Below are 23247 nucleotides of genomic sequence, written 5' to 3'. Positions count from 1 at the left end.
ATGAAATTCTGGGTTGAAAATTATTTTCTTTAAGAATGTTGAATATTGGCCCCCACTCTCTTCTAGCTTGTAGGGTTTCTGCTGAGAAATCTGCTGTTAATCTGATAGGGTAACCTGACCTTTCTCTCTGGCTGCCCTTAACATTTTTTCCTAGCGCGGGGACGGTCAGGCGGGCACGTCGAGCGGCCGGGGTGCGGCCGGCGGCGCCGATGGCTCCCGCCGGGCCAGCCGGGCGGCGCCGAGCAGCACCCCGAGCCCGGCCAGGGTGAGCGCCGCGCCCGCCCAGATCGGCGCGGTGTAGCCGAGGCCGGCGCTGATGGTCACCCCGCCGATCCAGGCGCCGAGGGCGTTGCCCAGGTTGAACGCGGCGATGTTGGCGCCGGAGGCGAGGGTCGGCGCCCGGTGGGCGTACTTCATGATCCGCATCTGCAGCGGCGGCACGGTGGCGAAACCGAAGGCGCCCATCAGCACCAGCGACACCACGGTCAGCGCCGGGCTGGCCGCGGTCAGCGCGAAGCCGACCAACACCACGGTGAGCACCGCCAGCACGGTGACCAGCGTGGCGTGCAGGTCGCGGTCGGCGGCGCGCCCGCCGAGCAGGTTGCCGGCGAACAGGCCCACCCCGAAGAGCACCAGCAGCCAGGGCACGGTGCCGGTGGCGAAGCCGCTGACCCCGGTGAGGGTGTACGCGATGTAGGTGAACGCGCCGAACATGCCGCCGTACCCGAGGACGGTGACCAGCAGCGACAGCCAGACCTGCGGGTGGGCGAACGCCCGCAGTTCGCCGCGGAGCCCGCCGGCCGGCGCGTCGCTGGTGCCCGCCGCGTCGCCGGGCACCAGCGCGGCCAGCGCGGCCAGCGCCAGTACGCCGACGCCGGTGATCGCCCAGAAGGTCGAGCGCCAGCCGAGATGCTGGCCGAGGAAAGTGCCGAACGGGACGCCGAGGACGTTCGCCACGGTCAGGCCGGCGAACATCATCGCGATCGCGCCGGCCCGCCGCGCCGGCGCGACCAGCCCGGCGGCGACCACGGCACCGATACCGAAGAAGGCGCCGTGGCAGAGCGCGGCGACGATCCGCCCGGCCAGCATCACGGCGTAGGTGTCGGCCAGCGCGGAGAGCAGGTTGCCGACGACGAAGAGCACCATCAGCGCGAGCAGCACCTGCTTGCGGGGCAGCCGGGTGACCGCTGCGGTGAGCGCCACCCCGCCGACGGCGACGCTGAGCGCGTACCCGCTGATCAGCCAGCCGGCCACCGACTCGGTGACCCGGAAGTCGGCGGCGACCTGGGGGAGCAGCCCCATGATCACGAATTCGGTGAGCCCGATGCCGAAGGCGCCGACCGCCAGGGCGAGCAGACCCCCGGGCAGGGCGCGGTTACGAGGGGACATGACGTTCCTATCGATGTGTCCGGCAATAGGCAGCGCCTGCAATTACCGGCGCGCGAAACAAATAGTTGCACGCGCTTGATATCGGCGCAAGCGTGCTAGCCTGGCAGCCGTCCAGGTCACACCAGGGAGCGCGCATGGGCATCGGCGACGACGCGGTGGAGATCCGCGCGCAGGGCTGGCGGACTCTCGCCGCCCTGCACGGCCTCATCGAGGCGTCCCTGGAACGGGCGCTGCAGGCCGAGCACGGGCTGTCCGTCGTCGAGTACACGGTGCTCGACGCCCTCTCCCGCCAGGACGGCTGGCACATGCGGATGCGTCAGCTGGCCCGGGCCGCGGCCCTGTCCGGTAGCGCGACCACTCGCCTGGTCACCCGGCTGGAGGAGCGCGGCCTGCTCACCCGGATCCTCTGCCAGGACGACCGGCGCGGCATCTACACCGAGCTGACCCCGGCCGGCTCCGACCTGCTCGCCCGGGCCCGGCCCACCCACGACCGGGTGCTGGCCGAGGCGCTCGCCGAGGCGGAACGGACCCCGGAGCTGGCCCCGCTGGTGGACGCCCTGCACCGGCTGCCGGCGCCCCGCTGACCCCCGGGGCCCGGACGCAGGCTCCCCGCCCGCTCGCCGGACGCACGCGCTCCGCCCGGCGTATCAGCCACCCGGCCCGGTCCGCCGGGAGGTCAGTCCGCGTCCGGCACGGGGTGGGCGGCCAGCCCGCCCAGCAGCGCGCCCTCGATCGCGGTCAGCGTCACGACCCCGCTCCACACCTCCGGCGTCCAGCCGATCCCGTCGGCCAGCGCCAGCCCGACCAGGTGCCCACCCCAGACCAGCCCGGCCAGGACCGCACCGGCGAGCGGCAGCCGCAGCGACGCCTCCGGGCCGCGTACCGCGTCCAGCCGGCACAGCACCAGGTCTGCCACGGCGGCGCCGGCGACCGCGCCCAGCGCGCCCCAGGCCTGCGGCACCGGGAGCTCGAACATCACCATGGCGAACAGCGCCACCCCGGCGACCACGGCCGTGGCCGCCCCGGGCGTTGCCCGGCGCCGGTGAGCCAGCAGGAATGGCGCGCCGATCACCACCGTGGTGATCAGGTACGCGTCGACGCCGAGGACGGCCGGCTGCTGGACGCCGTTGGTCCCGATCTCCCGGGTGGCGGCGGCGGTGAGGAACGCCGACGAGTGGCCGAGCACGATCGTGGTGCCCATCGTGGCGAGGGTCATCGAGGCCACGCCGGTCGCCGCCCGCGCCCCACCCTCGCGACTGGCCCACCAGGAGCGCAACGGGCTGGTCAGCAGCAGCACCGCCCCGCCGTCGAGGAGGAGGTGACTGGGGCTGAACTGGGCGTCCAGCCCGACCTCCACCCCGAGCGTCTCGTGCCAGACCAGGTCGGCCAGCCCGCCCACGGCGAAGACCGCGACGCCGAGCGCGCCCACCCGGTACCCCCGCGGCCAGCCGTTCCGCCACCACCGCGGCGCGCGGTCCCGACGCCGGTACGCCAGCCAGCAGATCCACCCGGCGCTGCCGGCGAAGCCGGCGTACAGCAGACCGTGCCACGGCGTGAAGAATCCCTCGATGGTGTCGACGATGTTGGTGTGCGCCCATCCGTCGGTCAGCGCGCCGCCCACCAGGCACGCCCCGAGCAGGACGGTGACCAGGTCCTCCCGCCGGCTCGCCGGGGGCACCGCCGGCCGAGCCTCCGTCCGCCCCGCGCCGCCGGTGCTTGCCGGTGCCGTGTCGGTACGCGTCATCGTCGCTGCCCTTCCGCGCCGTGCGCCACTCTGCGCCATTTCCCGCTTCGTTGCGCGATCGGGGCCCGTCTCGTCGACCGCCGTCACGCTGGTTGGTGGTCCGGCACGGGGCGTACGGTACGCAACGTCGGCTCGGCGCGGACCCGCGCCGGTAACCGCGTGCACAGGAGGCACCGTGCAGGACCGTACCCCCTCGCCGGAGGAGCTGGAACCCGTCGAACGGGTCGGCGTCGACGAGCTGCGTGCGCTGCAACTCGACCGGCTGCGCTGGTCGCTGCGGCACGCGTACGACAACGTGCCGCACTACCGGCGGGCGTTCGAGGCGGCCGGCGTGCACCCGGACGACTGCCGGGAGCTGGCCGACCTGGCCCGGTTCCCGTTCACCGGCAAGGCGGAGCTGCGGGAGAACTACCCGTTCGGCATGTTCGCCGTGCCCCGCGAGCGGGTCGCCCGGCTGCACGCCTCCTCCGGCACCACCGGCCGGCCCACGGTGGTCGGCTACACGAAGGAGGACCTGCGTACCTGGGCGCGGCTGATGGCCCGGTCGATCCGCGCCTCCGGTGGCCGGCCCGGCGACCGGGTGCACGTGGCGTACGGCTACGGCCTGTTCACCGGCGGCCTGGGCGCCCACTACGGCGCCGAGGAGCTGGGCTGCACGGTCATCCCGGTCTCCGGCGGCATGACCGAGCGGCAGGTGATGCTGATCCGGGACTTCCAGCCCGAGGTCATCATGGTCACCCCCAGCTACCTGCTGGCCATCGTGGACGAGATGGAGCGGCAGGGCGTCGACCCGCGGGCCACCTCGCTGCGGGTGGGCATCTTCGGCGCGGAGCCGTGGACCGAGGACATGCGCCGGGAGATGGAGCAGCGCCTCGACCTGCACGCGGTGGACATCTACGGCCTGTCCGAGGTGATGGGCCCGGGGGTGGCTGTCGAGTGCGTGGAGACCAAGGACGGGCTGCACCTGTGGGAGGACCACTTCTATCCCGAGGTGATCGACCCGGTCACCGGCGCGGTGCTGCCCGACGGCGACCAGGGTGAGCTGGTGCTCACCTCGCTGACCAAGGAGGCGATGCCGGTGGTCCGCTACCGCACCCGGGACCTCACCCGGCTGCTGCCCGGCACGGCACGACCGATGCGCCGGATCGAGAAGATCACCGGCCGGACCGACGACATGATGATCGTGCGTGGGGTGAACGTCTTCCCGACCCAGATCGAGGAGCTGATCCTGCGTACGCCCGCGCTGTCGCCGCACTTCCAGTGCGTGCTGGCCCGTGAGGGGCGGATGGACACGCTGACGGTCAAGGTGGAGCGGCGCGGCGGGGCGGGCGTCGAGGAGGCCGACCGCGCCGGCCGGTCCCTGGTCGAGCAGGTGAAGAACACCATCGGGGTCAGCGTCGCGGTGGAGGTGATCGCCCCGGACGGGGTGGAACGCTCGATGGGCAAGATGCGGCGGATCGTCGACCAGCGGCGGGCGGGCTGAGATGGCGGAGAACGGCCGGCCGGCGGCGGGGCGTACCGCCGCGCACGAGATGTTCGACGCGGACGTGGCCTCCCGCGCCCTCGGCGTCGAGCTGGTCTCCGCCGGTGACGGCGCCGCGGTGGCCCGGATGCGGGTGACCGCGGCCATGCTCAACGGGCACGCCATCGGTCACGGGGGCTTCGTCTTCCTGCTGGCCGACACGGCGTTCGCGCTGGCCTGCAACAGCCACGGCCCGGCGACGGTCGCCGCCGGCGGCGAGATCAGCTTCCTCCGCCCGGTCCGCGAGGGCGACGTGCTGACCGCCCACGCCACCGAGCGCACCCGTTTCGGCCGCAGCGGCATCTACGACGTCACCGTCTCCCGGGGCGACGAGGTGGTCGCCGAGTTCCGGGGCCGCAGCCGGACGCTGGCCCGCGGCGCCGGGGGCTGACCGCGCGGCGCGCCGCCGCCGTCGGTGGTCTCCGGCACGATGGCCGGATGACACACATCGTGCTCTTCCATTCCGTGTACGGGCTCCGCCCGGCCGTGCTGGCCCAGGCCGACCGGTTGCGCGCGGCCGGGCACCGGGTCGTCACCCCCGACCTGTACGGCGAGCCGCCCGCCGACACCGTGGAGGCGGGCTTCGCGCTGCTCGACAAGATCGGCCGGGACGAGGTCCTGCGCCGGGGCCGCGCCGCGCTGGCCCCGCTGCCGCCCGAGACGGTGCTGGCCGGCTGGTCGATGGGCGCGGGGGTGGCCGGCGCGCTGCTGGCCGAGCGGCCCGGCGCCGCCGCGCTGCTGCTCCTGCACGGCACCGGCGCCGACCCGGCCGCGGTCCGCCCCGGCCTGCCGGTGCAGCTGCACCTCGCCGACCCCGACGAGTACGAGCCGCCGCACGAGCTCGCCGACTGGCAGCGGGCGATGACCGGGGCGGGGGCCCGGCTGGAGGTGTTCCGCTATCCGGGGGCCGGGCACCTCTTCACCGACCCGGCCGTGCCGGACCACGACCCGCGGGCCGCCGAGCGGACCTGGGAGCGAGCGCTGGCCTTCGTCGCCGGGCTGACCGGCTCGGCGGCCGGCTGATCCGCGGCGCGGGGCGCGCGCACGGTGCGGTACGCCGGGGACCGGCGGGTCCGTCCCGGTCAGGCCACCCGTCTCGGCGCCGGGCCGCCGTGCCACGGCGTCCGGCCGGGACGCCCCGCTGTCGCCTGCCGCAGTGCGACGACGACGGCGGAGGCCCCCCGGCCGGCGCGGCCGGGCAGGAGCGACGGCAGCCGCTCGCGCCCGTCCGCCACGGGGCGCAGGGGTCGGTCGGAGCGCGCGACGGCGTCGGACGTTCGCGCGTGCCGGCGCGGCCCGGTGGCGAGCCGGGGGAGGATCGGCGCGACGGCCTGCGGGTGTCCCCGGTCGGACCGTGGCGGCCATCCCCGGTCGAACCGGTCGGCCGTCTGGTGACGGGCGTCGCGGGGGTTCGCGGTGCGGGTCGACGGCGCCGGTGGCCCCGATGACCGGGCCCGCCGGTCCCGGCCGGCCCCGACGCCGGGCGTGACCAGGTCCCGGTGCGTGCCGATGGCGCGGTCGTCCCGCGCGGCGTCGGGGACTGCCGCCGTGGCGGTGCGGGCGCCGGTCGGTCGTTCCGGGCCCGCCATCGCGTTCGAGCGGGTGGTAGGGGTCGGGTCGGGGACGGCGCCGGCCGTGGGGATCGCGGCGAGCCGGGCGCCGGGCCCGCCGGCCCGGGTCGGCTCGACCCCTCCGGGCGCCGTCGACCGCCGCCACTGCTCGGCCCGCCGGCTGAACTCGGCGCGCACCGTCCGGGGCAGCCGGTCGTACGCGGCCCGGCGCAGGGCCGGGTCCACGATCTCGTACCGGCCGTGCCGGTCGTGCCGGACCAGCGGGTCCTCGCCGGCGAGCCGGCCCAGCAGCGTCGCCGCGCGCCCCGGCGCCCAGCCGAGCAACCGGTCGACGGCCGGCGCGGTGAAGCGGACGCCCAGCGCGGCGCCCGCCATCAGCGCCGCCCGCCGCTCGCCGCCCAGCAGGTCCAGCCGGGCGCAGGCCGCGCGGCGCACCGCCTCCGGCAGTCCGGGCTCCCGGTCACCGTCGCCGGTCGCGGCGACGTACGCGCCGGCGTACCCGGGCATGCCGGCGACCAGCGGCAGGAGGCGGCCGGCCAGCGCGGCCGGCCGTCCGGCCCGGGTGAGCAGCCGGCGCAGCAGCCGGCCGGTGTCGACCGCGCCCAGCGGCGCCAGCGCCACCCGGCACCGGCGGTCGTCGGGCACGGGCACCGGGTCGGCCCGGTGCGGCCGGTGGGTGGCGACCACGGCCAGCGGCAGCCCGCGCAGGGTGGCCGCCGCGAAGAGGGCCCGCAGGAATCGACCCAGCTCCGGCGCGGCCCGGTCCAGGTCGTCGACCGCGACCACCACCGGCTGCCGGGCGGCCAGGGCCAGCAGCACCTGGCGGCAGGCCGCCGGGCCGCCGGTCGCCGTCGGGGCACCGTCCGGCGTGGCCAGCAGCGCCGCCAGGGCCTCGACGGTCGCGGTCGCCCGGGCCGGTGCGACCAGCCCGTCGACCAGGGCGGCCAGCCGCCGGTGGACCACCGCGGGCGGGTCGCTGTCGCGCACCCCGGCCAGGTCGCGCACCAGCTCGGCGACCGGCCCGAGCGGCCCCTGCGGGTACGGCGGGCAGTGCGCCACGCACCAGCGCACCGCCACCCCGTCCACCTCCCGCAGCGCGTGGCGCAGCTCGTGCAGCAGCCGGCTGCGGCCGATGCCGTCCGGCCCGACCAGGGACACCCATCGTGGGCGGTGTTCCCGGGCGGCCCGGACGAGCTGGTCCCGGGCGGTGGCCAGCTCCCGCCGCCGGCCCACCAGCGGGCCCTCGTGCCGGGGCGGGCGGGGTCGGTCCGGCGAGGTGACCCGCCAGACGTCGACCGGCAGCACCTTGCCGGCGAGCGCCACCGGGGCGAGCGCGTGCTGCTCGATCAGGTCGGCGGTGGCCCGGTGGGTGGCGGCGCAGACCACCACCCCGCCCGCCGGGCCGTACTCCTGCAACCGGGCCGCGGTGGTGGTGACCGCGCCGCTGGCCGCGGCGTGGCCGCCGTCGTGGGCGGCGGCCAGGTCGACCACCGCCTCACCGGTGGCCACCCCGACCCGGACCCGCAGCCGCACGCCCCCCGGCATGGGCCGCCGGTCCAGTGCCCGCTGGATCTCCAGCCCGGCCCGGACCGCCCGGTACGCGTCGAGCCCGTCGGAGCGGCGCGCGCCGAACAGCGCCATCACCGCGTCGCCGACGTACTTCTCGACCACGCCGTGCCAGTGCCGCAGCACCCCGGCCACGGTGTCGAAGTACGCGCGTTGCAGCGCCCGGACGTCCTCCGGGTCGAGTCGTTCGGTCAGCGCCGTGGAGCCGACGATGTCGGCGAACAGCACGGTGACCACGCGCCGTTCCTCCGGCACCGGCCAGGGCGACGCGGTGACGTCTTCCCGACCGGTGGCGATCGTGGACAGTGGCATCGCACCCACCCTTCCCCCCAGCAGTGGTGCCTGACGACCTCCGGAGACTGTCACCACCGGGCCGTCGGGGGATCTGCAGAACGACGTATGTCGGCCGGCCGCAACCATTAGTCGCAATGTCGACGCGAGGAGTACCAGAGCGGGATCAAGCCGGTAGAACGGTGCGGGGATCTGTGACTAGGCTGCGGACATGGCCAGCGATGTGGACACCGCACCGCTCGTCGGCCGTGCCGACCAGCTGACGGCGCTGCGGTCCGCGCTGCTCGACGAGCTCGGGCCCGGGCAGACCGCGGCGGTCTTCCTCAGTGGCGAGAGCGGGGTGGGCAAGACCCGGCTGCTGCACGAGGCGGGGGCACGGCTGCGTGACGCGGGAGCCCTCGTGCTGATCGGATCCTGCCTGGACATCGGCGACGCCTCGCCGCTGCACCCGGTGCTGCAGGCGCTGCGCCGCTTCGACGCCGAGCTGACCGCCACCGAGGCCCGGACCTCGTCGGCCGTGCGCGGTCTGCTGCGGATGTTCGCCGAGGAGCCCGCCACGCCGGACGGCGGCGCGCTGCTGGAACGGGTGTCCCGCGGGCTGAGCCTGATCGCCGAGGGCCGCCCGCTGGTGCTCGTCCTCGACGACCTGCAGTGGGTCGACCGGAGCACCCGGCAGCTGCTGCTCTATCTCCTCGCCGGCCTGGGTGACCTCCAGCTCTCCGTGCTCGCCGCAGTGCGGGCCGAGTCGTTGCAGGGCGCTCATCCGCTGCGCCGGGTGCTCACCGAGCTGCGCCGGCTGCGCTCGGTGCGGGTGGTCGACCTGGCCCCGCTGGACCGCGCGGACACCGGCCGGCTGGTCGCCGCGATCGTCGGCACGCCGCCCACGCCGGAGGCCGCCGAGCAGGTCTGGCAGCGCAGCGGCGGCAACCCGTTCGTGGTCGAGGAGCTGGCCCGGGACCTGCGCGACGGCCGCGACGAGCTCTCCGACACGTTGCGCGAGATCTTCCTGTCCCGGGTCGACGCGCTGCCCCAGCACGCGCACGCGGTCGTGCACGCCGTGGCCGCCGGGGTCGAGCCGGTCGAGCACTGGCTGCTGGCCGAGGTGCTCGGCCTGCCCGAGCAGGAACTGATCGAGGCGGTCCGCGCGGCGGTGGCGCACCGGCTGCTGGTCAGTGCCGACGACGGCTACCGGCTGCGGCACCGCCTGGTCGCCGAGGTGCTCGCCCACGAGCTGCTGCCCGCCGAACGGTCCGCCCTGCATCGGCGCTACGCCGAGGCGGTCACCCGGGCGCCGGCCGAGCTGCACCAGGCCCGGCTGGCGCACCACTGGCGGTTGGCCGGCGAGCCCGGTCGGGCGTTGCCGGCGGCGATGGCCGCCGCCCGGGAGGCTGAGCGGTTGCACGGTTTCGCCGAGGCGCACCGGCACTGGTCGGTGGCGTTGCAGCTGGCCTCCACCCCGGCCACCGGGCCGGTGGAGGTCGCGCCGGCGGAGGTCGACCGGGCGGTGCTGCTGGAGCACGCGGCCGAGACCGCCCACCAGTGCGGCGAGCACGCGCGGGCGCTCTCCCTGCTCGCCGAGCTGGCCGGCGGGGAGGACGTCGAGCCCTCGTGCGCGCTGCGCATCCGGCGGGCCCGCTACCTCGCCGCCGCCGGGCGGTCCGCCCCCGCCGAGGCGGAGTACCAGCGCGTCCTGGAGGCCGTCGACTGCACCTCCCGGGAACGGGCCACCGCCGCGGCCCGCCTGGCCGAGCTGCTGCTGCACCTGGGCCGGTACGCCGACGCCGGCGCCCGGGCCCGGGAGGCGCTGGAACTGGCGGCCGAGGTCGACGGCAGCACCACCGAGGTGGTGCTGGCCAGCTCGGCGCTGGGCTTCAGCGAGGCGTTCCTGGAGGACCCGGACGCCGGCCTCGCCGTGGTGCGGCGGGCGCTGGAGATCGCCGAGCGGGCCGGCGGGCCCGAGGACGTGGCGTGCGCGTACCTGCACCTGGCGGAGCTGCTGACCGGGCCGCTGAACATCCTCGAGGAAGGGGTGGTGGTGGCCCGCCGGGGCGCGGAGCGGGTCGCCGAGCTGGGCCTGGGGCGTACCTACGAGACCCGGCTGCTGGCCATCGCCACCAACGGGCTGTTCCGGGTCGGGCAATGGGCGGAGGCGGAGAAGGTCGTCGCGGCGGCGCTGCGGCACCGCCCGTCCGGCGCGGACGCGGTCGAGCTGCTGCTGGCCCGGTGCCGGCTCTCCGTCGGGTACGGCGACGTGGAGGCCTCCGACCGCGACCTGGAGGCGGTGGCCACCGTGCTGGCCGGTGGCGGGGCCCGCCACGTGCTGCCGATGCTGATCCTGCGGGCCGGGCTGGCGATGTGGCAGGGCCGGCACGACGTGGCCCGGCAGGCCGTGCAGCGGGGCCTGACCGAGAGCCGCTCCGACGACGTGGTGCTGCTGGCCACCCTCGCCTGGCACGGTCTGCGCGCCGAGGCGGAGGCGCACGCCAGCCGCACGGTGCCGGTCGACGAGACCGTGGTCCGGCGGCTGCGTGAGGTGGTCGACCGGGTGGCCCGCAAGAGCGCCCACGCGGCCCGGCCGGTACGCCTGGGCGCGGAGGGGTTCCTGGCGCTGTGCACGGCCGAGCTGAGCCGGCTCGACGGGCGGGGCGACCCCGACCTGTGGGCCCGCTCGGCCGCCGAGTGGGACCGGCGCAACCACCCGTACCCGGCGGCGTACTCGCGGCTGCGGCAGGCCGAGGCGCTGCTCGCCCGGCGCAGCCGCGGCGCGACCGCGGCGAAGCTGCTGCGCCGGGCGTACGAGATGGCGCAGGGGCTGGGTGCGGTGCCGCTGACCAGCGAGATCAGGACCCTCGCCGGGCGGGCCCGGGTGGAGCTGGAGGAGCGTGCCCAGCCGGCCGGCGGCCGGGGCGCGACCGGCGCGGAGGCGGTCAGCGACGAGCTGGCGGTGCTGACCGCCCGGGAGCGCGAGGTGCTCGCCGCGGTGGCCGAGGGGCTGACCAACAAGGAGATCGGCCAGCGGCTGTTCATCAGCGAGCGGACCATCGGGGTGCACGTCTCGCACATCTTCGACAAGCTCCAGGTGCGCACCCGGGTGCAGGCCAGCGCGATCCACCTGCGCAACCGCGCCGACTGACGCGCGACCGGGCCGGGACGAATACGTCGTTCTACCGATCCCGTACGTACGGGTCGCTGGAAGGCTGTCCAGCGACACCGACGGCACGGGGGTGCCCCTGACCACTGTGGAGGAGACATGACGGAACCGGTCTGGGGCCCGGTCCACGCCGACATCGTCGGTCTGCTGGCGGACCATCCGGGTGACGTGCCGGCGGTGGTGGATCACCTCACCAAGCTCCAGGACCTGCTGGTGCGGCTGCCTCCGCTGGAGCGCAGCTGCCCGCTGGCCGACTTCAACGAGCTGTACCTGACCATCACCACCAGCGTGCTGGAGGGGCTGTACGACGACTTCTTCGCCGACCCGGTCTTCCTGTCCCGGCTCGACGTGGAATTCGCCACCCGCTACTTCGACGCGCTGCGGCTGTGGACCGAGTCCAGCCCGACCACCCCGAAGGCGTGGTCCTGCCTGTTCAAGCGGATGCGTGGCCCGGACGCCCGGCCGCTGCCGTCGGCGGCGGCGGGGGTGAACGCGCACATCAACTTCGACCTGCCGTTCGCGCTGGTGACGACCTTCGACCACCTGGAGTCGGAGCCGGTCGACGGCAGTGAGCAGCACCGCGACTACCTCAAGATCAACGATATCTTCGCCGACAAGATCCCGTCGCTGCGCCGCGGCTACCTGGAGCGCTGGCAGCTGCTGATCGACATGCTCAACGGGGACGTCGACGACTGGTACCAGGGCGAACTGGTGGAATACACCCGGGACGTGGCCTGGCGCAACGCCCAGAAGATCTGGCGGTGCCGGCACGACCCGCACGCCCGCGACTGCGAGCGCACGCGGCTGGACGACAACGCCGCGGCACTCGGCCGGCTGCTGCTCTCACCACTCGGGGCGTTCCTGCAGTAGCCGGGGACGGGGGGTCCCCGCGCTCCGGGAAACCGGGGCGCGGGGGCGCGTCCCGCCGGGCAGGATGGCGGGATGGCCCTGGACGAACAGCCCCTTCTCGGCAACGTCACCGCCGGCGTGGTCCGGGTCGGCGACACCGTGCGGCGGCCGGTCGGCCCGTGGACCGACACCGTCGACGCGCTGCTGACGCACCTGCACGCGGTCGGCTTCACCGGCGCGCCCCGGCCGCTGGGCCGCGACGGGCGGGGCCGCCAGGTGCTGGAGTACGTGCCGGGGGAGTGCGGGCCGGAGGCCGGGACGTACCCGCTGGCGGAGCTGGCCTCGATCGGCCGGCTGCTGGCCGACCTGCACGACGCGGTAGCGGGGTTCGTGCCCCCGGAGCCGGCAGGCTGGCGGGTGGCCATCGCCCCGGACGGCGCCGACCTCGTCTGCCACCACGACGCCGCGCCGTGGAACCTGGTCCGCGCCGACCGCGGCTGGGTGCTGATCGACTGGGACGGCGCCGGCCCCGGCACCCGGCGCTGGGAGTTGGCGTACGCCGCGCAGGCCATGGCGGGGATGCGGCCCGGCCGCCCGGTCGCCGAGTCGGCGCGGCGGCTGCGTGCCCTGGTCGACGGCTACGGCCTGGCCGGCGTTGCCCGCCCGGCGCTGGCCGCCACGCTGGGGCGCCGCGCCTGGGCGATGTACGCGCTGCTGCGCGACGGCGCCCGCGACGGGGTGCAGCCCTGGGCCCGGATCTTCACCACCGACGGCGCCTACTGGCGGGCCACCGCGGCGTACCTGGACGCGCACGTCGAGGACTGGACCCGCGCGATGGAGTGAGCCGGGTGCCGGCCGGGCCCGCACCGGGTACGCCGCAGGTCATGCCCGCGCACCGCTCCGCGTACCAGGGGCGCAGCACGGCGGGCCGTACCGGTGGTGGCGGGCGATCGGCCTGCACCTGTCGCTCGCCGACGGTGGGATCACCTTCGGCAGCAGCACCGCGGCGGGGGTCTGCGTACGGTTCGCCGAGCGCGTCCCGGCCCTGGTCCCGGGACGGTGGCTGCGCCAACCGGCCGCCACGGTCACCGTCACCGACCCCGGCGCACTGCTGGCCGTCCTGCGTCCGCCACCCGGCTGAGGCGTCCCGCGGCGGGCGGTCCGCGGCCCAGCGGTGATCTCCCGGCTTGCCGGTTCCGGGCAGCGGCGCCGTGGGTACCGCCTACGGTCGGTGCAGGACCGTAGAGAGTGGGACGGGCATGGTGGACGGGCGGGACGGGGCGACGCCACGGCGTTCCCGGGGGCGGCGCGGCACGACGGGGCCGGCCGGCCCGGGGCGCGAGGTCCGGGCGGCCCGCGAGCCGGGCCACGGCGAGCGCACCCGGTCGGGGCCGGTGGTGGTCCCCGAGTGCGTGGAGAGCCACGCGCGGCCCCGGCCGCCCGCCGACCCGCTGCGGCGCTGGCTCTTCGCCCACCGGGTGCAGCCGGTCGGCCCGGAGGCGGAGGAGGGCACGCAGAAGCGCCATCCCTGGTGGCAGGTGATGTGCCTGACCGGCGTCGACTACTTCTCCACGCTGTCGTACCTGCCCGGCATCGCGGCGCTGGCCGCCGGGGCGCTCTCCCCGCTGGCCACCCTGCTCATCGTGGCGCTGACCCTGCTCGGGATGCTGCCGATGTACCGGCGGGTGGCCCGGGAGAGCCCGCACGGGCAGGGCTCGGTGGCGATGCTGGAGCGGCTGCTGCCGTTCTGGCGCGGCAAGCTCTTCGTGCTGGTGCTGCTCGGCTTCGTCGCCACCTCGTGGATCATCACGATCACCCTCTCCGCCGCCGACGCCACGGTCCACCTGCTGGAGAACCCGTACCTGCCGGCGTCCGTCCCGCACGGCCCGGGCGCCGCGGTCGCGGCGACCGTGGTGCTGCTGCTGATCCTCGGCGGGGTGTTCCTGATGGGTTTCAGTGAGGCGGTCAACCTGGCCATCCCGCTGGTCGCGGTCTTCCTCGCGCTGAACGCGGTGATCGTGGTCGTCGGGCTCGCCGAGGTGGCCGCGAACCCGTCCCTGGTGGGCGACTGGACGGCCGCACTGACCGCCGGTGGCACCGGCCTCGGTGACCTGCTCGGGCCCGCGGTGCTGGCCTTCCCGCTGCTGGTGCTGGGCCTGTCCGGCTTCGAGACCGGGGTCAGCATGATGCCCCTGGTGAAGGGGGAGGGCGCGGACTCGCAGCAGCGCCTCCAGGCGCGGATCCGTAACACCCGCAAGCTGCTCGCCGCCGCCTCGCTGATCATGTCGGTGTACCTGATCGGCACCACCTTCGTCACCACGGTGCTGATCCCGGCGGAGCAGTTCCGGCCCGGCGGCGCGGCCAACGGCCGGGCCCTGGCCTGGCTGGCCCACGAGCACCTCGGCGAGGCGTTCGGCACCGTGTACGACATCAGCAGCGTGCTGATCCTCTGGTTCGCCGGCGCCTCGGCCATGGCCGGTCTGATCAACATCGTGCCGCGCTACCTGCCCTCGTACGGGATGGCGCCGGAGTGGGGCCGGGCGGTGCGGCCGGTGGTGATCGTCTACACGCTGATCAGCATTGCCATCACGGTCGCCTTCCAGGCCGACGTCAACGCCCAGGCCGGCGCGTACGCCACCGGGATCCTGGCGATGATGGTCTCCGGCGCGGTGGCGGTGACCATCGCGGCCGCCCGCGCCCGGAGCCGGATCGCCGGCGTCGGCTTCGGCGTGCTCACCGCCGTCCTGCTCTACGCCCTCACCGAGAACGTGATCGAGAAGCCGGACGGGATCGCCATCTCGGTCCTGTTCATCGCCGGGATCATCGCCGTCTCGCTGATCTCCCGGGTCTCCCGCACCACCGAGCTGCGGGCGGAGCGGATCGAGTTCGACCCGGCCGCCCGGCGGTTCATCGCCGACTCGCTGACCCACGACGGCCGGCTGCACCTGATCGCCAACAAGCGCCACGGCGGCGCGGTCAAGGAGTACCGGGTCAAGGAGCGGGCGCAGCGCGGCATGAACCCGGTGCCCGGCGCCGCCGACGTGCTCTTCCTGGAGATCGACGTGGTGGACCCGTCCCAGTTCAGCCAGGTGCTGCGGGTGCACGGCGTGGAGGTCGGCGGGTACCGGGTGCTGCGGGCCAGCAGCCCGGCCGTCCCGAACGCCATCGCCGCGATCCTGCTCGCCCTGCGGGACGGCACCGGCGTACGCCCGCACGCGCACTTCGAGTGGTCCGAGGGCAACCCGATCGCCCACCTGCTGCGCTACCTCATCCTCGGCCGGGGCGACACGCCGCCGGTGGTCCGGGAGATCATCCGCAAGAGCGAGCCGGACCCGTCACGCCGGCCCGGCATCCACGTCGGCGGCTGAGGAAACCCGCAGTCCACTGCGCCCGTTCCGTAGTGAGCCGACTGGCCGGCCGCCCGCGCCCACGCCTCGCCGCGGCTCAGCCCGGCGAACGCAGCCGCCCGGCGAGGTCGCCGGCGAAGAAGTCGAGGAAGCCGTCCGGGTCGGGGCCGGCGTTCTGCAGGACGATGTGGTCGTAGCCGGCGTCGACGTACGCACCGACTGCCGCCAGGTGCACCTCCGGGTCCGGACCGACGGCGAACTGGCGGCGGATGTGGTGGTCCTCCACCCAGGAGGTCGCGGCGTCGAAGTTCGCCGGGTTGGGCAGCTCGCTCATCACCTTCCAGCCGATGATCGCCCAACGGCTGGTCTCCCGCGCGGCCCGCACCGCCTGCTCCTCGTCGCCGGCCCAGGCGAGCGGCACCTCGGCGTAGCGGGGCCCGGAGCCGCCGGCCGACCGGTAGTGCTCGACGATGGACGACTTCGGCTCGGTGGCGAACAGGCCGTCACCGAGTTCGGCCGCCATGGTGGCCGACGACCGGCCGCTGGCCGCCACCGCGATCACCGGCGGGGTCTCCGGCAGGTCGAAGACGCGGGCCTCCTCCAGCTGCAGGTGCTTGCCCTCGTACGACTGGTAGCCGCCCCGCCAGAGCAGGCGGATGATCTCCAGCGCCTCGCGCAACCGCTCGTGCCGCCCCCGTACGCTCGGGAAGCCCTGCCCGACCACGTGCTCGTTGAGGCGTTCCCCGGCGCCCACGCCGAGGGTGAACCGGCCGTCGGAGATCAGCGCCATGGTCGCCGCGGCCTGCGCGATGATCGCCGGGTGGTACCGGACGGTGGGGCAGGTGACCCCGGTCGCCAGGCCCAGGCTGCTCGTCTTCGCGGCGATCGCGCCCAGCACGCTCCAGGTGAACGACGAGTGGCCCTGCACGTCGAGCCAGGGGTGGAAGTGGTCGCTCATCTCCACGAAGTCGAAGCCGGCCTGCTCGGCGCGGATCGCCTGCCGGATGATCTCCTGGGGGCCGTACCCCTCCGAGGCGAGCTTGTAGCCGATCCGCATGCCGCGTCTCCGTCCCGTCGGGCGCTGGGACCGGTGCCCTTCCCGGCCGCTGCCCCGGCAAACGCCCCCGTTGACCCAGCCTCCTAGGACGCCGTAGGGGTGGTGACGGAGGCGATCGGGAGCGGGCACGAACCGGCCCGCACCCGGGGGTACGGGCGCGGGCCGGAAGCCGCGAGACCTACTTGGACGGCTCGGGCAGCTTGCAGTCCACCTTCGGGTTGGCGCCGACGTAGTTCAGCGGCCCGGCCACGATGGTCACCAGGATGGTGCCGGCCTCCGCACAGTTGGTGTCGTCGTTGCTGTAGTAGCCGCGCTGTCCGGCGGCGATCGCGCCGATGAGCAGCCAGATGACGACGAGAACTCCGAATATCGACGTGCCGCGCATGGGGTGCCTCCCGGGTCCTGGTGGGTCGAGGTGACGCCCCTTGTACCCAGGCGCGAGGAACGGATAAACGACATCCGGAACGGTCACCGGCGGACCGGTGCGGCGGGGAGGGGCGCTCAGGCGGCTTGCCCACGCTGCGGAGGGTGTCCGCGACGAGCACCAGCATCGCGCCGGTGTCGGCGGATGTCAGGCAGCGGCACCGATGCGTTCGCGAAGCGTGTCGAGGCCTGGGCCGGACAACTCGGACACCGCTTCCTTGCGGCCGCCCGCGGCCATCATGATCGCCTCGAAGGGCCCCTGCACAACGGGGCCGCTGCCGACGCTGCGACCGAGGTCGGTTGCATGCAGGGTCAGCCCGGCGACCACGGCCTTGGTGCCGGTGGCGCCGGCCGTGACTGACATGACCTGCGTTCGATGCGGTTCGTGCAACCGTGGCGGGTAGCCACCGGCAGGTCCGAATCCGTCTCGACGTACGGTTTCCCACTCAACCCCGGACGCCGCCGATCGCGTCTCACTCTGCATCCGCACGTGAACGCGAGGCGGATGCGACCTGGAGGTGGCGTGAGTCGGTACGAGGACGACGAACAGTTCCGGCTGTTCGTACAACGACAGTGGGCGCCGTTGCTCCGAACGGCCTACCTGCTGACCGGCGACCGGGGGACAGCCGAGGACCTGGCGCAGTCGGCGTTGGAGAAGACCCATCGGCGCTGGGGCCGGGTACTGCGCAGGGACGCGCCCGAGGTCTACGTACGCCGGGTGATGGTCAACACGGCGATCTCCTGGCGGCGTCGGCGGCGGCCGCTGGAGGTGCCGCTGCTGACCTCCGACAGCGCGCCGACGCCGGACGCGTACGCGCAGGTGGAGGAGCGGCAACTGCTCCTCACCGCGCTGCGGCGGTTGCCGCCCAGGACCCAGGCGGTTCTGGTGCTGCGCTACTTCGAGGACCTCAGCGAGGCGGACACCGCCAAGGTTCTCGGCTGCTCCATCGGCTCGGTGAAGAGCCAGGCGTCGCGCGGGTTGGCCCGGCTGCGGGTCGAGTTCGCCCCACCCGCCCCTCAGTCCCCGGTACGGCTCGAGGAGGAACTGGCATGACCGAGAGCTTCGCAAATTCGACGCTCAGTCCTGCGCTGCGGCAGGCCGCGCACGGCGTCGACGTACCTGAGGACCCGTGGCTGGGGTTCGCCCGGCGCGAGCGACGGCACCGGCGGACGCGGCTGATCCGGGCGGCGGTGGCCGCCGCGGTCGGGGCCGCGCTCGTCGGGGTCCAGACCAACGTGGTGCCCCTGCCGGGCTGGGCGCCGGGCATCGCGGTCGCCGCCGCCCCGGCAGCGCTGCTCGACGCGCCGCCCCGGGGCGCGCTGGCCGGCGATCAGGCCTGGCTGGACACGCTGCGGGCGCGGATCAGCACCGATCCGCCGATGAGCACCGACACCCCGTTGGGTGGCTGGAACCCGGACGGCATCTGGAAGGTCGGCGATCGCGACCGAATTCGTTTGCTCTACGGCAGTGACCAGCCGGGCCACCGGGTCGCGCTGGTCGCGGTGCCGCTGCGGTTCGGCCTACTGACCAAGGAGGCGCTGGTCTGGTACGTGGGTCCGGCCGGTGCCGGCGTCCAACAGATGCGCTACGCCGGCCACAGCGTGGGCGACGACAGCCCGGTGATGACCCTGATGCAGGCCGGTCCCGACCGGGGCGGATTCGCGGTCGTCGTCGGGCCGGCCGAATCCACCGTGATGATCAGTGGCGACCCTCGGTACACGCCGAGGGGAACCCTGGAGTACCAGAACCTCGCCAAGGCGGACGGCAGCGGAGTCGGGTTCGCCGTCCTGCCCGCCGCGCCGCTCCGGAACGAACCCGTCGTCCGGGTCAGCCGTGGCGACCACGTACTCTTCCAGGGTGGCCTGGGCGGCGGCCCGTACGCCGCGATCGACCCGACCGGGCCGGAAATGGACGCCCTGCTCACCGCCGCCCGACGGGGCGCCCGAGGTACGCCGCTGGACGACGCCACCCTGCGCAGCTTCATCGAATCGGCACTCGTCGACAGTCGCCTCCCGGCTGCCGGGACGACGGTACGGTTGCGTTGGTCGGGCAGCGAGCACGGCCAGGCCGCCGCGCTGCTCACCGTGCAGCCTGCCGGCGGCGGGGTGATCGCGTACGCCTGGCACGGCGACGACCGAACCGGCTGGTGGACCGACCTGCGGCTGCTGCTGCCGGCCGAGGGCGCCGACCAGCGACCGATCGGCTGGCGGATCCGGGCCGACAACGGCACCCGCACGCCGACGGACCAGGTGCGGGTGATCGCCCCGCCGGACGCGGCCCGCGTCACGGTCACGGTCGGCGGCGCACCCCCGGCCACGGTCACCCTCGACGCGTCGAACGCCGGCACCACCCGGATACCGCCGGACCAGCCGGCCACCCTCACCGCGTACTCCACGGACGGCACCGTCCTCGGAACCACTCCTTTGCCGCCGGTCGAAACCAACATGCACGGCCTGCCGGGCGACAGCCCGGCTACCCGGGTGACCCCCTGACGAACCGAGAGCGTGGCCGAGCCGTCCGAAGACGGCTCGGCCGCGCCGAGCAGGTTCACAACCGGGACGGCCCCGCTCCCCAACCGCCCCACCTGATGTGAGACGGATGCCGCCGGCGTGTCACCAACCCGGTGAACGTTCATGGACAGCGCACCAGTGAGGCTCCGCCTCGGCCCGCCGAGGTGGGCGGTGGGCTGGTGCCTCGTGGCCGGCGGAGGCGTGGACCCGGTGAGTGGATGCGGCTCGGGTCCGGTGGTAACGGTCGGTTCATCCAGCCCTACGGTTAGCGCAACTCGAGGATGATGCCGTCCTCGGACTCGCTGCCGCCTGGACCGTGGTCGTGGATGATCATGTCGAACAGAGCCGGCCCTTGGCCACGCTGCGCATTGCTGATCCCGGCCTCGATGTTCGCACGGTTCGTCGGGTGGCAGGTGAGGAGGATTTGCTCCAGCCATCGGATTGTCGCGTCGTAACCGAGCGCGACCCGGGACGAGTCAGAGTTGACACTGGCAGCATCAGCATCAGCATCAGCTTCGGCCACGGCTGGACGGGCTGACCGATGACGAGTACTTCTGGCAGCCGGTCCCGGGCTCCTGGACCCTCAGCCGGCGCGGCCAGAGTCCTGCGCCGGCGTCGATTGGCGCAGGTGAATTCACCTTGGACTACGTCAGCCCGCCAAAGACCGCGCGCCGGTCACCACGATCGCCTGGCGGCTGGCGCACCTCATCGACGTGTTCGGGCCACCGACCGCACCCCACTTCGAAGTCTCGCTTGCTGGTCACCGGGCCGTCGCCCACCCGGGCACCGCCGAGGCAGCACTGCGCCACCTCGACGACGGGCACGATGCGTGGATCCGCGATGTCCGCCACCTCGGCGCAGCCGGATTAGCTCAGCCGCAAGGCGCCATCTCACCGCCGGAGTACGCGGATGCACCGATCGCGAAGCTCATCCTGCATGTGCACCGCGAGGTCATTCCCACGGCGCCGAAATATCCCTGCTGCGGGACCTCTATCTATGGAAAGGCAGCCGAGGTCACCTCTGACGTCCCGGTGTCCGCGAGGTCCAGATCGATGTCGTCCTCGTCACCAGAGGGCTCGCCGGGCACACCATCGCGCCATTCGACTGCGGGGATGGCAAAGCGTCGAGCGAGCCACAGCTCCGGCGGGCCGTCCGGCCATTCGGTGACAGGGAACCCGATGACCAGCGTGTCCGCCTCCACGTCGTCGCCTTGCCAGCGGTCGAAGAGACCGTCCAACGGAATCGCAAGGAATGCCCGGAACGCACGCCAGGCGAGGCCCACGTCCTGGATACGATCTGGTTCGCATCAATTCGTTGTGGTCAGGTGTTGGCGCCGCGGGCGGCGACCGCCCAGCGGTCGATTTCCCGGCCTTTGGAAACGACGACGAGTTCGTCGGCGAGGTTGACGGCCGAGCAGACGTGGCTGGGTGCCACCCGCACGATGTCTCCACGCCCGGGTACAGGTGCATCCTGGGGGAAGACGGCCGTGGCGTGGTGTTCCGACAGGGCAATGATGTGGGCGTCGGGGTGATCGGGCAGCCGACCGCCTCCAGTCGCCCAGGCCGGTTGGTCCGCGCCGAGAACCTTGCTGCCGGCGTCGAGGATGACGCGCGAGCCTGAGCCGCTGACAACCGTCGCCGCAATCGTGAGCGCGACGTCGGGCCAGTCGCAGCTGCCAAGTTCCACCTGCTGCGCGTCCCCGAAGACGTATACGCCGGGCCGCATCTCGGTCAACGAGCCGGGGTCCGCCACGGACGCCGTGGGTGTCGACCCGCCGCTCCGCACAGTGGCGTCTACGCCTACAGCGCGAAGCGCCGACGCCGCTTGGTCCAACGCGTCGGCCTCGTCGGCTGCCGCCTTGTCCCGGCGGCCGGGTCCATACCCGTGACCGGGGAAAGTGAACACGCCGGACACCTGCAGCCCGGCCAGAGCCGCGGCAGAAGCCACCTCGCCCGCCGATCCGGGCTGCACCCCGCTGCGGTGATGCCCACTGTCGATCTCAACAAGAACCTCGACGCCTGTCCCCTTGACGGCGGCGGCCAGGGCCTGCGCGCCCTCGGCCGAGTCGACCCCCACCCGCAGCGACACCTGCTCAGCGAGGGCACGCAACCGTGCCGTACGCGCAGGCGACGCCCAGACGGGGTAGGCGATGAACAGGTCGGTGAATCCGGCCTTCGCGAACACCTCGGCCTCGCTGACGGTCGCCACCGTCAGACCGACCGCGCCGAGGTCGATCTGACGGCGTGCGATCTGCAAGCACTTATGGGTCTTAGCGTGTGGCCGCAGCGCGATCCCCCGCGCAGCGGCACTCGCCGCCATGGCGCGTAAGTTACGGTCGAGTACATCGAGGTCAACGGCCACATACGGCGTGCTCAGATCAGCGGGCAGCGGAGCCGGCATCTTCATGCGCTGGATCATGTCACGCGGAGAGAGGGGCGGGTCAGAACCGCTGCGTAGGTGGCGGCACTCATTTGCCGCGATCCGCGTGCATCCGTCCGCCCTGCGGTGACCGAACGTAGTCGGATGAACCAGCCGCCCTGGTGGCGATGGCAGCCCTCAAGGCGGCCGACGTCGATCTCCTCTATATGTGGATCTTTGTATGTCAGGGCGTACCTGGCTGGACCTGTACGCCGACAGGCGGCGGCAGGAAGAGCACCGCCGGGGCGAGGGTCAGCAGGGCCGGCGCCGAATTTCGGTTGCCGTCCGGGGCCGGCCACGCCAGCCTGGACGGGATGGACGTGCAATCCGAACCCGCCGCACCCCCACACCCGGCTCCTCCGCCGCACATCGACGTCGCCCTGGTGCGGCGCCTGGTCGCCGGGCAGTTCCCGCACTGGGCCGACCTGCCGGTCCGCCCGGTGCAGGCGGGCGGCTGGGACAACCGGACCTTCCACCTGGGTGACGGGATGACGGTACGGCTGCCCAGCGGTCCCGGCTACGCCGCGCAGGTGGCCAAGGAACAGCGCTGGCTCCCGGTGCTCGCCCCCCACCTGCCGCTGCCCGTGCCGACCCCGCTGGCCCAGGGCGAGCCCGCCGAGGGCTACCCGTTCGGCTGGTCGGTGTACCGGTGGATCGAGGGCCAGCAGGCCCGGGTGGAGCGGATCGCCGACCTGACCGCGTTCGCCACCGGGCTCGCCGGTTTCCTCGGCGCCCTGCAGGGGATCGACGCCGGGCCCGGGCCGGCCGCCGGGCCGCAGAGCGCCTGGCGCGGAGGGCCACTTCGGACGTACGACGCGGAGACCCGGACCGCGATCGCCGCGCTGGGCGATCGGATTCCGGAGAAGCTGGTCACCCGGATCTGGGAGCTGGCGCTGCGTTCCACCTGGCACGGTCCGCCGGTCTGGTTCCACGGCGACGTCGCCTTCGGCAACCTGCTGGTACGCGACGGCCGGCTGGCCGCCGTGATCGACTTCGGCTGCTGCGGGGTGGGGGATCCCGCCTGCGACGTGACGATCGCCTGGACGCTGTTCACCGGCGGGAGTCGATCCGCCTTCCGCGACGCGCTCGCCGTGGACGAGGCGACCTGGAACCGGGCGCGCGGCTGGGCGCTGTGGAAGGCGCTGATCACGTTCGACAACGCGGACCCGGTCCGCGCGGCGGAGGCGCGGCACACCCTCGCCGCCGTCGTCGAGGGGTACGTCGCCACGGCCTGACCCACGCCGCCAGGCAATGGTGGGGTGCGGGGCGAACGGTGAGTGTCGAGGTGACAGGGTGCGGGCCGGTGGCCGGGGCGGGGGGCGGGCACCCGCCCGGCGGGGGGTGAGTCCAGGTGCGCGCCGGGCAGCAGCGGGGCCCGCTGCGGCGCGGTGGGCACGCGCGGCGCGGC

General features: G+C 74.1%; 21 protein-coding genes. 11 read left to right on the top strand and 10 right to left on the bottom strand.

Annotated elements, in window-relative coordinates; translation table 11 throughout:
• Positions 1 to 165 precede the first annotated feature (165 nt).
• The gene (locus AB0I41_RS31330) at positions 166 to 1389 is read right to left on the bottom strand and encodes an MFS transporter (protein ID WP_357114265.1); all 1224 of its coding nucleotides are present in this window, start codon (positions 1387 to 1389) and stop codon (positions 166 to 168) included.
• A gap of 134 nt (positions 1390 to 1523) precedes the next feature.
• Here AB0I41_RS31330 and AB0I41_RS31325 point away from each other — a divergent pair, with 134 nt between their 5' ends.
• On the top strand, positions 1524 to 1973 hold the full coding sequence (locus AB0I41_RS31325) for a MarR family transcriptional regulator (protein WP_357114263.1): 450 nt from the start codon (positions 1524 to 1526) through the stop codon (positions 1971 to 1973).
• 92 nt (positions 1974 to 2065) lie between these two features.
• On the opposite strand, the gene AB0I41_RS31320 is transcribed toward AB0I41_RS31325, so the two are convergent.
• Positions 2066 to 3133, bottom strand: a complete 1068-nt coding sequence (locus AB0I41_RS31320; protein WP_357114262.1) for a hypothetical protein — start codon at positions 3131 to 3133, stop codon at positions 2066 to 2068.
• Between the two features lie 175 nt (positions 3134 to 3308).
• Here AB0I41_RS31320 and paaK point away from each other — a divergent pair, with 175 nt between their 5' ends.
• From paaK to AB0I41_RS31305, 3 genes are read left to right on the top strand one after another with little or no spacing between them, the layout of a single operon-like run.
• Entirely contained in the window at positions 3309 to 4616 is a 1308-nt protein-coding gene (paaK, locus tag AB0I41_RS31315; protein ID WP_357114261.1) for a phenylacetate--CoA ligase PaaK, read from the top strand.
• Between the two features lies 1 nt (position 4617).
• Positions 4618 to 5046, top strand: coding sequence for a hydroxyphenylacetyl-CoA thioesterase PaaI (gene paaI / locus AB0I41_RS31310; RefSeq protein ID WP_357114259.1), 429 nt, complete (start codon positions 4618 to 4620; stop codon positions 5044 to 5046).
• 47 nt (positions 5047 to 5093) lie between these two features.
• A complete protein-coding gene (locus tag AB0I41_RS31305; protein WP_357114257.1) occupies positions 5094 to 5678 on the top strand; it encodes a dienelactone hydrolase family protein in 585 nt (194 codons plus the stop codon).
• A 59-nt stretch (positions 5679 to 5737) separates the two neighbouring features.
• On the opposite strand, the gene AB0I41_RS31300 is transcribed toward AB0I41_RS31305, so the two are convergent.
• A complete protein-coding gene (locus AB0I41_RS31300; RefSeq protein ID WP_357114256.1) occupies positions 5738 to 8104 on the bottom strand; it encodes an adenylate/guanylate cyclase domain-containing protein in 2367 nt (788 codons plus the stop codon).
• Between the two features lie 190 nt (positions 8105 to 8294).
• Here AB0I41_RS31300 and AB0I41_RS31295 point away from each other — a divergent pair, with 190 nt between their 5' ends.
• The 4 genes from AB0I41_RS31295 to AB0I41_RS31280 all read left to right on the top strand — a co-directional run bounded on the left by AB0I41_RS31295 (position 8295) and on the right by AB0I41_RS31280 (position 15451).
• Positions 8295 to 11216, top strand: coding sequence for an AAA family ATPase (locus AB0I41_RS31295; protein ID WP_357114254.1), 2922 nt, complete (start codon positions 8295 to 8297; stop codon positions 11214 to 11216).
• 117 nt (positions 11217 to 11333) lie between these two features.
• Entirely contained in the window at positions 11334 to 12104 is a 771-nt protein-coding gene (locus AB0I41_RS31290; RefSeq protein WP_154936413.1) for a DUF5995 family protein, read from the top strand.
• Positions 12105 to 12176: 72 nt separating this feature from the next.
• Positions 12177 to 12926 carry a phosphotransferase gene (locus tag AB0I41_RS31285; protein WP_357114252.1) on the top strand — a complete coding sequence of 250 codons (750 nt, stop codon included), beginning with the start codon at positions 12177 to 12179 and terminating at the stop codon, positions 12924 to 12926.
• Positions 12927 to 13342: 416 nt separating this feature from the next.
• Positions 13343 to 15451, top strand: a complete 2109-nt coding sequence (locus AB0I41_RS31280) for an amino acid transporter (protein ID WP_357114251.1) — start codon at positions 13343 to 13345, stop codon at positions 15449 to 15451.
• A 76-nt stretch (positions 15452 to 15527) separates the two neighbouring features.
• Here the strand turns inward: AB0I41_RS31280 and AB0I41_RS31275 are convergent, their stop codons facing one another.
• The 3 genes from AB0I41_RS31275 to AB0I41_RS31265 all read right to left on the bottom strand — a co-directional run bounded on the left by AB0I41_RS31275 (position 15528) and on the right by AB0I41_RS31265 (position 17274).
• Positions 15528 to 16487, bottom strand: coding sequence for a TIGR03557 family F420-dependent LLM class oxidoreductase (locus AB0I41_RS31275; RefSeq protein WP_357114249.1), 960 nt, complete (start codon positions 16485 to 16487; stop codon positions 15528 to 15530).
• A 178-nt stretch (positions 16488 to 16665) separates the two neighbouring features.
• The gene (locus AB0I41_RS31270; protein ID WP_334452733.1) at positions 16666 to 16872 is read right to left on the bottom strand and encodes a hypothetical protein; all 207 of its coding nucleotides are present in this window, start codon (positions 16870 to 16872) and stop codon (positions 16666 to 16668) included.
• Between the two features lie 186 nt (positions 16873 to 17058).
• On the bottom strand, positions 17059 to 17274 hold the full coding sequence (locus AB0I41_RS31265) for a hypothetical protein (protein WP_357114247.1): 216 nt from the start codon (positions 17272 to 17274) through the stop codon (positions 17059 to 17061).
• Positions 17275 to 17433: 159 nt separating this feature from the next.
• Between AB0I41_RS31265 and AB0I41_RS31260 the strand changes: the two genes are divergently transcribed.
• Together AB0I41_RS31260 and AB0I41_RS31255 are read left to right on the top strand one after the other, a co-directional pair.
• Positions 17434 to 17964: a SigE family RNA polymerase sigma factor gene (locus AB0I41_RS31260; RefSeq protein WP_357114245.1), complete on the top strand. Its 531-nt coding sequence runs from the start codon at positions 17434 to 17436 to the stop codon at positions 17962 to 17964.
• Positions 17961 to 19403, top strand: coding sequence for a hypothetical protein (locus AB0I41_RS31255; RefSeq protein WP_357114243.1), 1443 nt, complete (start codon positions 17961 to 17963; stop codon positions 19401 to 19403). Before AB0I41_RS31260 ends, AB0I41_RS31255 begins: the two co-directional genes overlap by 4 nt.
• A 283-nt stretch (positions 19404 to 19686) precedes the next feature.
• Here AB0I41_RS31255 and AB0I41_RS31250 read toward each other — a convergent pair whose 3' ends face one another.
• The 4 genes from AB0I41_RS31250 to AB0I41_RS31235 all read right to left on the bottom strand — a co-directional run bounded on the left by AB0I41_RS31250 (position 19687) and on the right by AB0I41_RS31235 (position 21827).
• Positions 19687 to 19944 (bottom strand): hypothetical protein, encoded by a 258-nt coding sequence (locus tag AB0I41_RS31250; protein ID WP_357114241.1) that lies wholly within the window; start codon positions 19942 to 19944, stop codon positions 19687 to 19689.
• 121 nt (positions 19945 to 20065) lie between these two features.
• On the bottom strand, positions 20066 to 20272 hold the full coding sequence (locus tag AB0I41_RS31245) for a hypothetical protein (RefSeq protein WP_357114240.1): 207 nt from the start codon (positions 20270 to 20272) through the stop codon (positions 20066 to 20068).
• A gap of 143 nt (positions 20273 to 20415) precedes the next feature.
• Positions 20416 to 20703 (bottom strand): hypothetical protein, encoded by a 288-nt coding sequence (locus AB0I41_RS31240; RefSeq protein WP_357114238.1) that lies wholly within the window; start codon positions 20701 to 20703, stop codon positions 20416 to 20418.
• 38 nt (positions 20704 to 20741) lie between these two features.
• Positions 20742 to 21827 carry an alanine racemase gene (locus AB0I41_RS31235; protein ID WP_357114236.1) on the bottom strand — a complete coding sequence of 362 codons (1086 nt, stop codon included), beginning with the start codon at positions 21825 to 21827 and terminating at the stop codon, positions 20742 to 20744.
• 326 nt (positions 21828 to 22153) lie between these two features.
• Here AB0I41_RS31235 and AB0I41_RS31230 point away from each other — a divergent pair, with 326 nt between their 5' ends.
• Entirely contained in the window at positions 22154 to 23074 is a 921-nt protein-coding gene (locus AB0I41_RS31230) for an aminoglycoside phosphotransferase family protein (RefSeq protein ID WP_357114235.1), read from the top strand.
• Positions 23075 to 23247 lie beyond the last annotated feature (173 nt).

The sequence above is a fragment of the Micromonospora sp. NPDC050200 genome, assembly GCF_040656135.1.
Classification (GTDB): Bacteria; Actinomycetota; Actinomycetes; order Mycobacteriales; family Micromonosporaceae; genus Micromonospora.
Note: the sequence above shows the minus strand (reverse complement) of the source record. Positions and strands in the feature narration are given on the sequence as shown.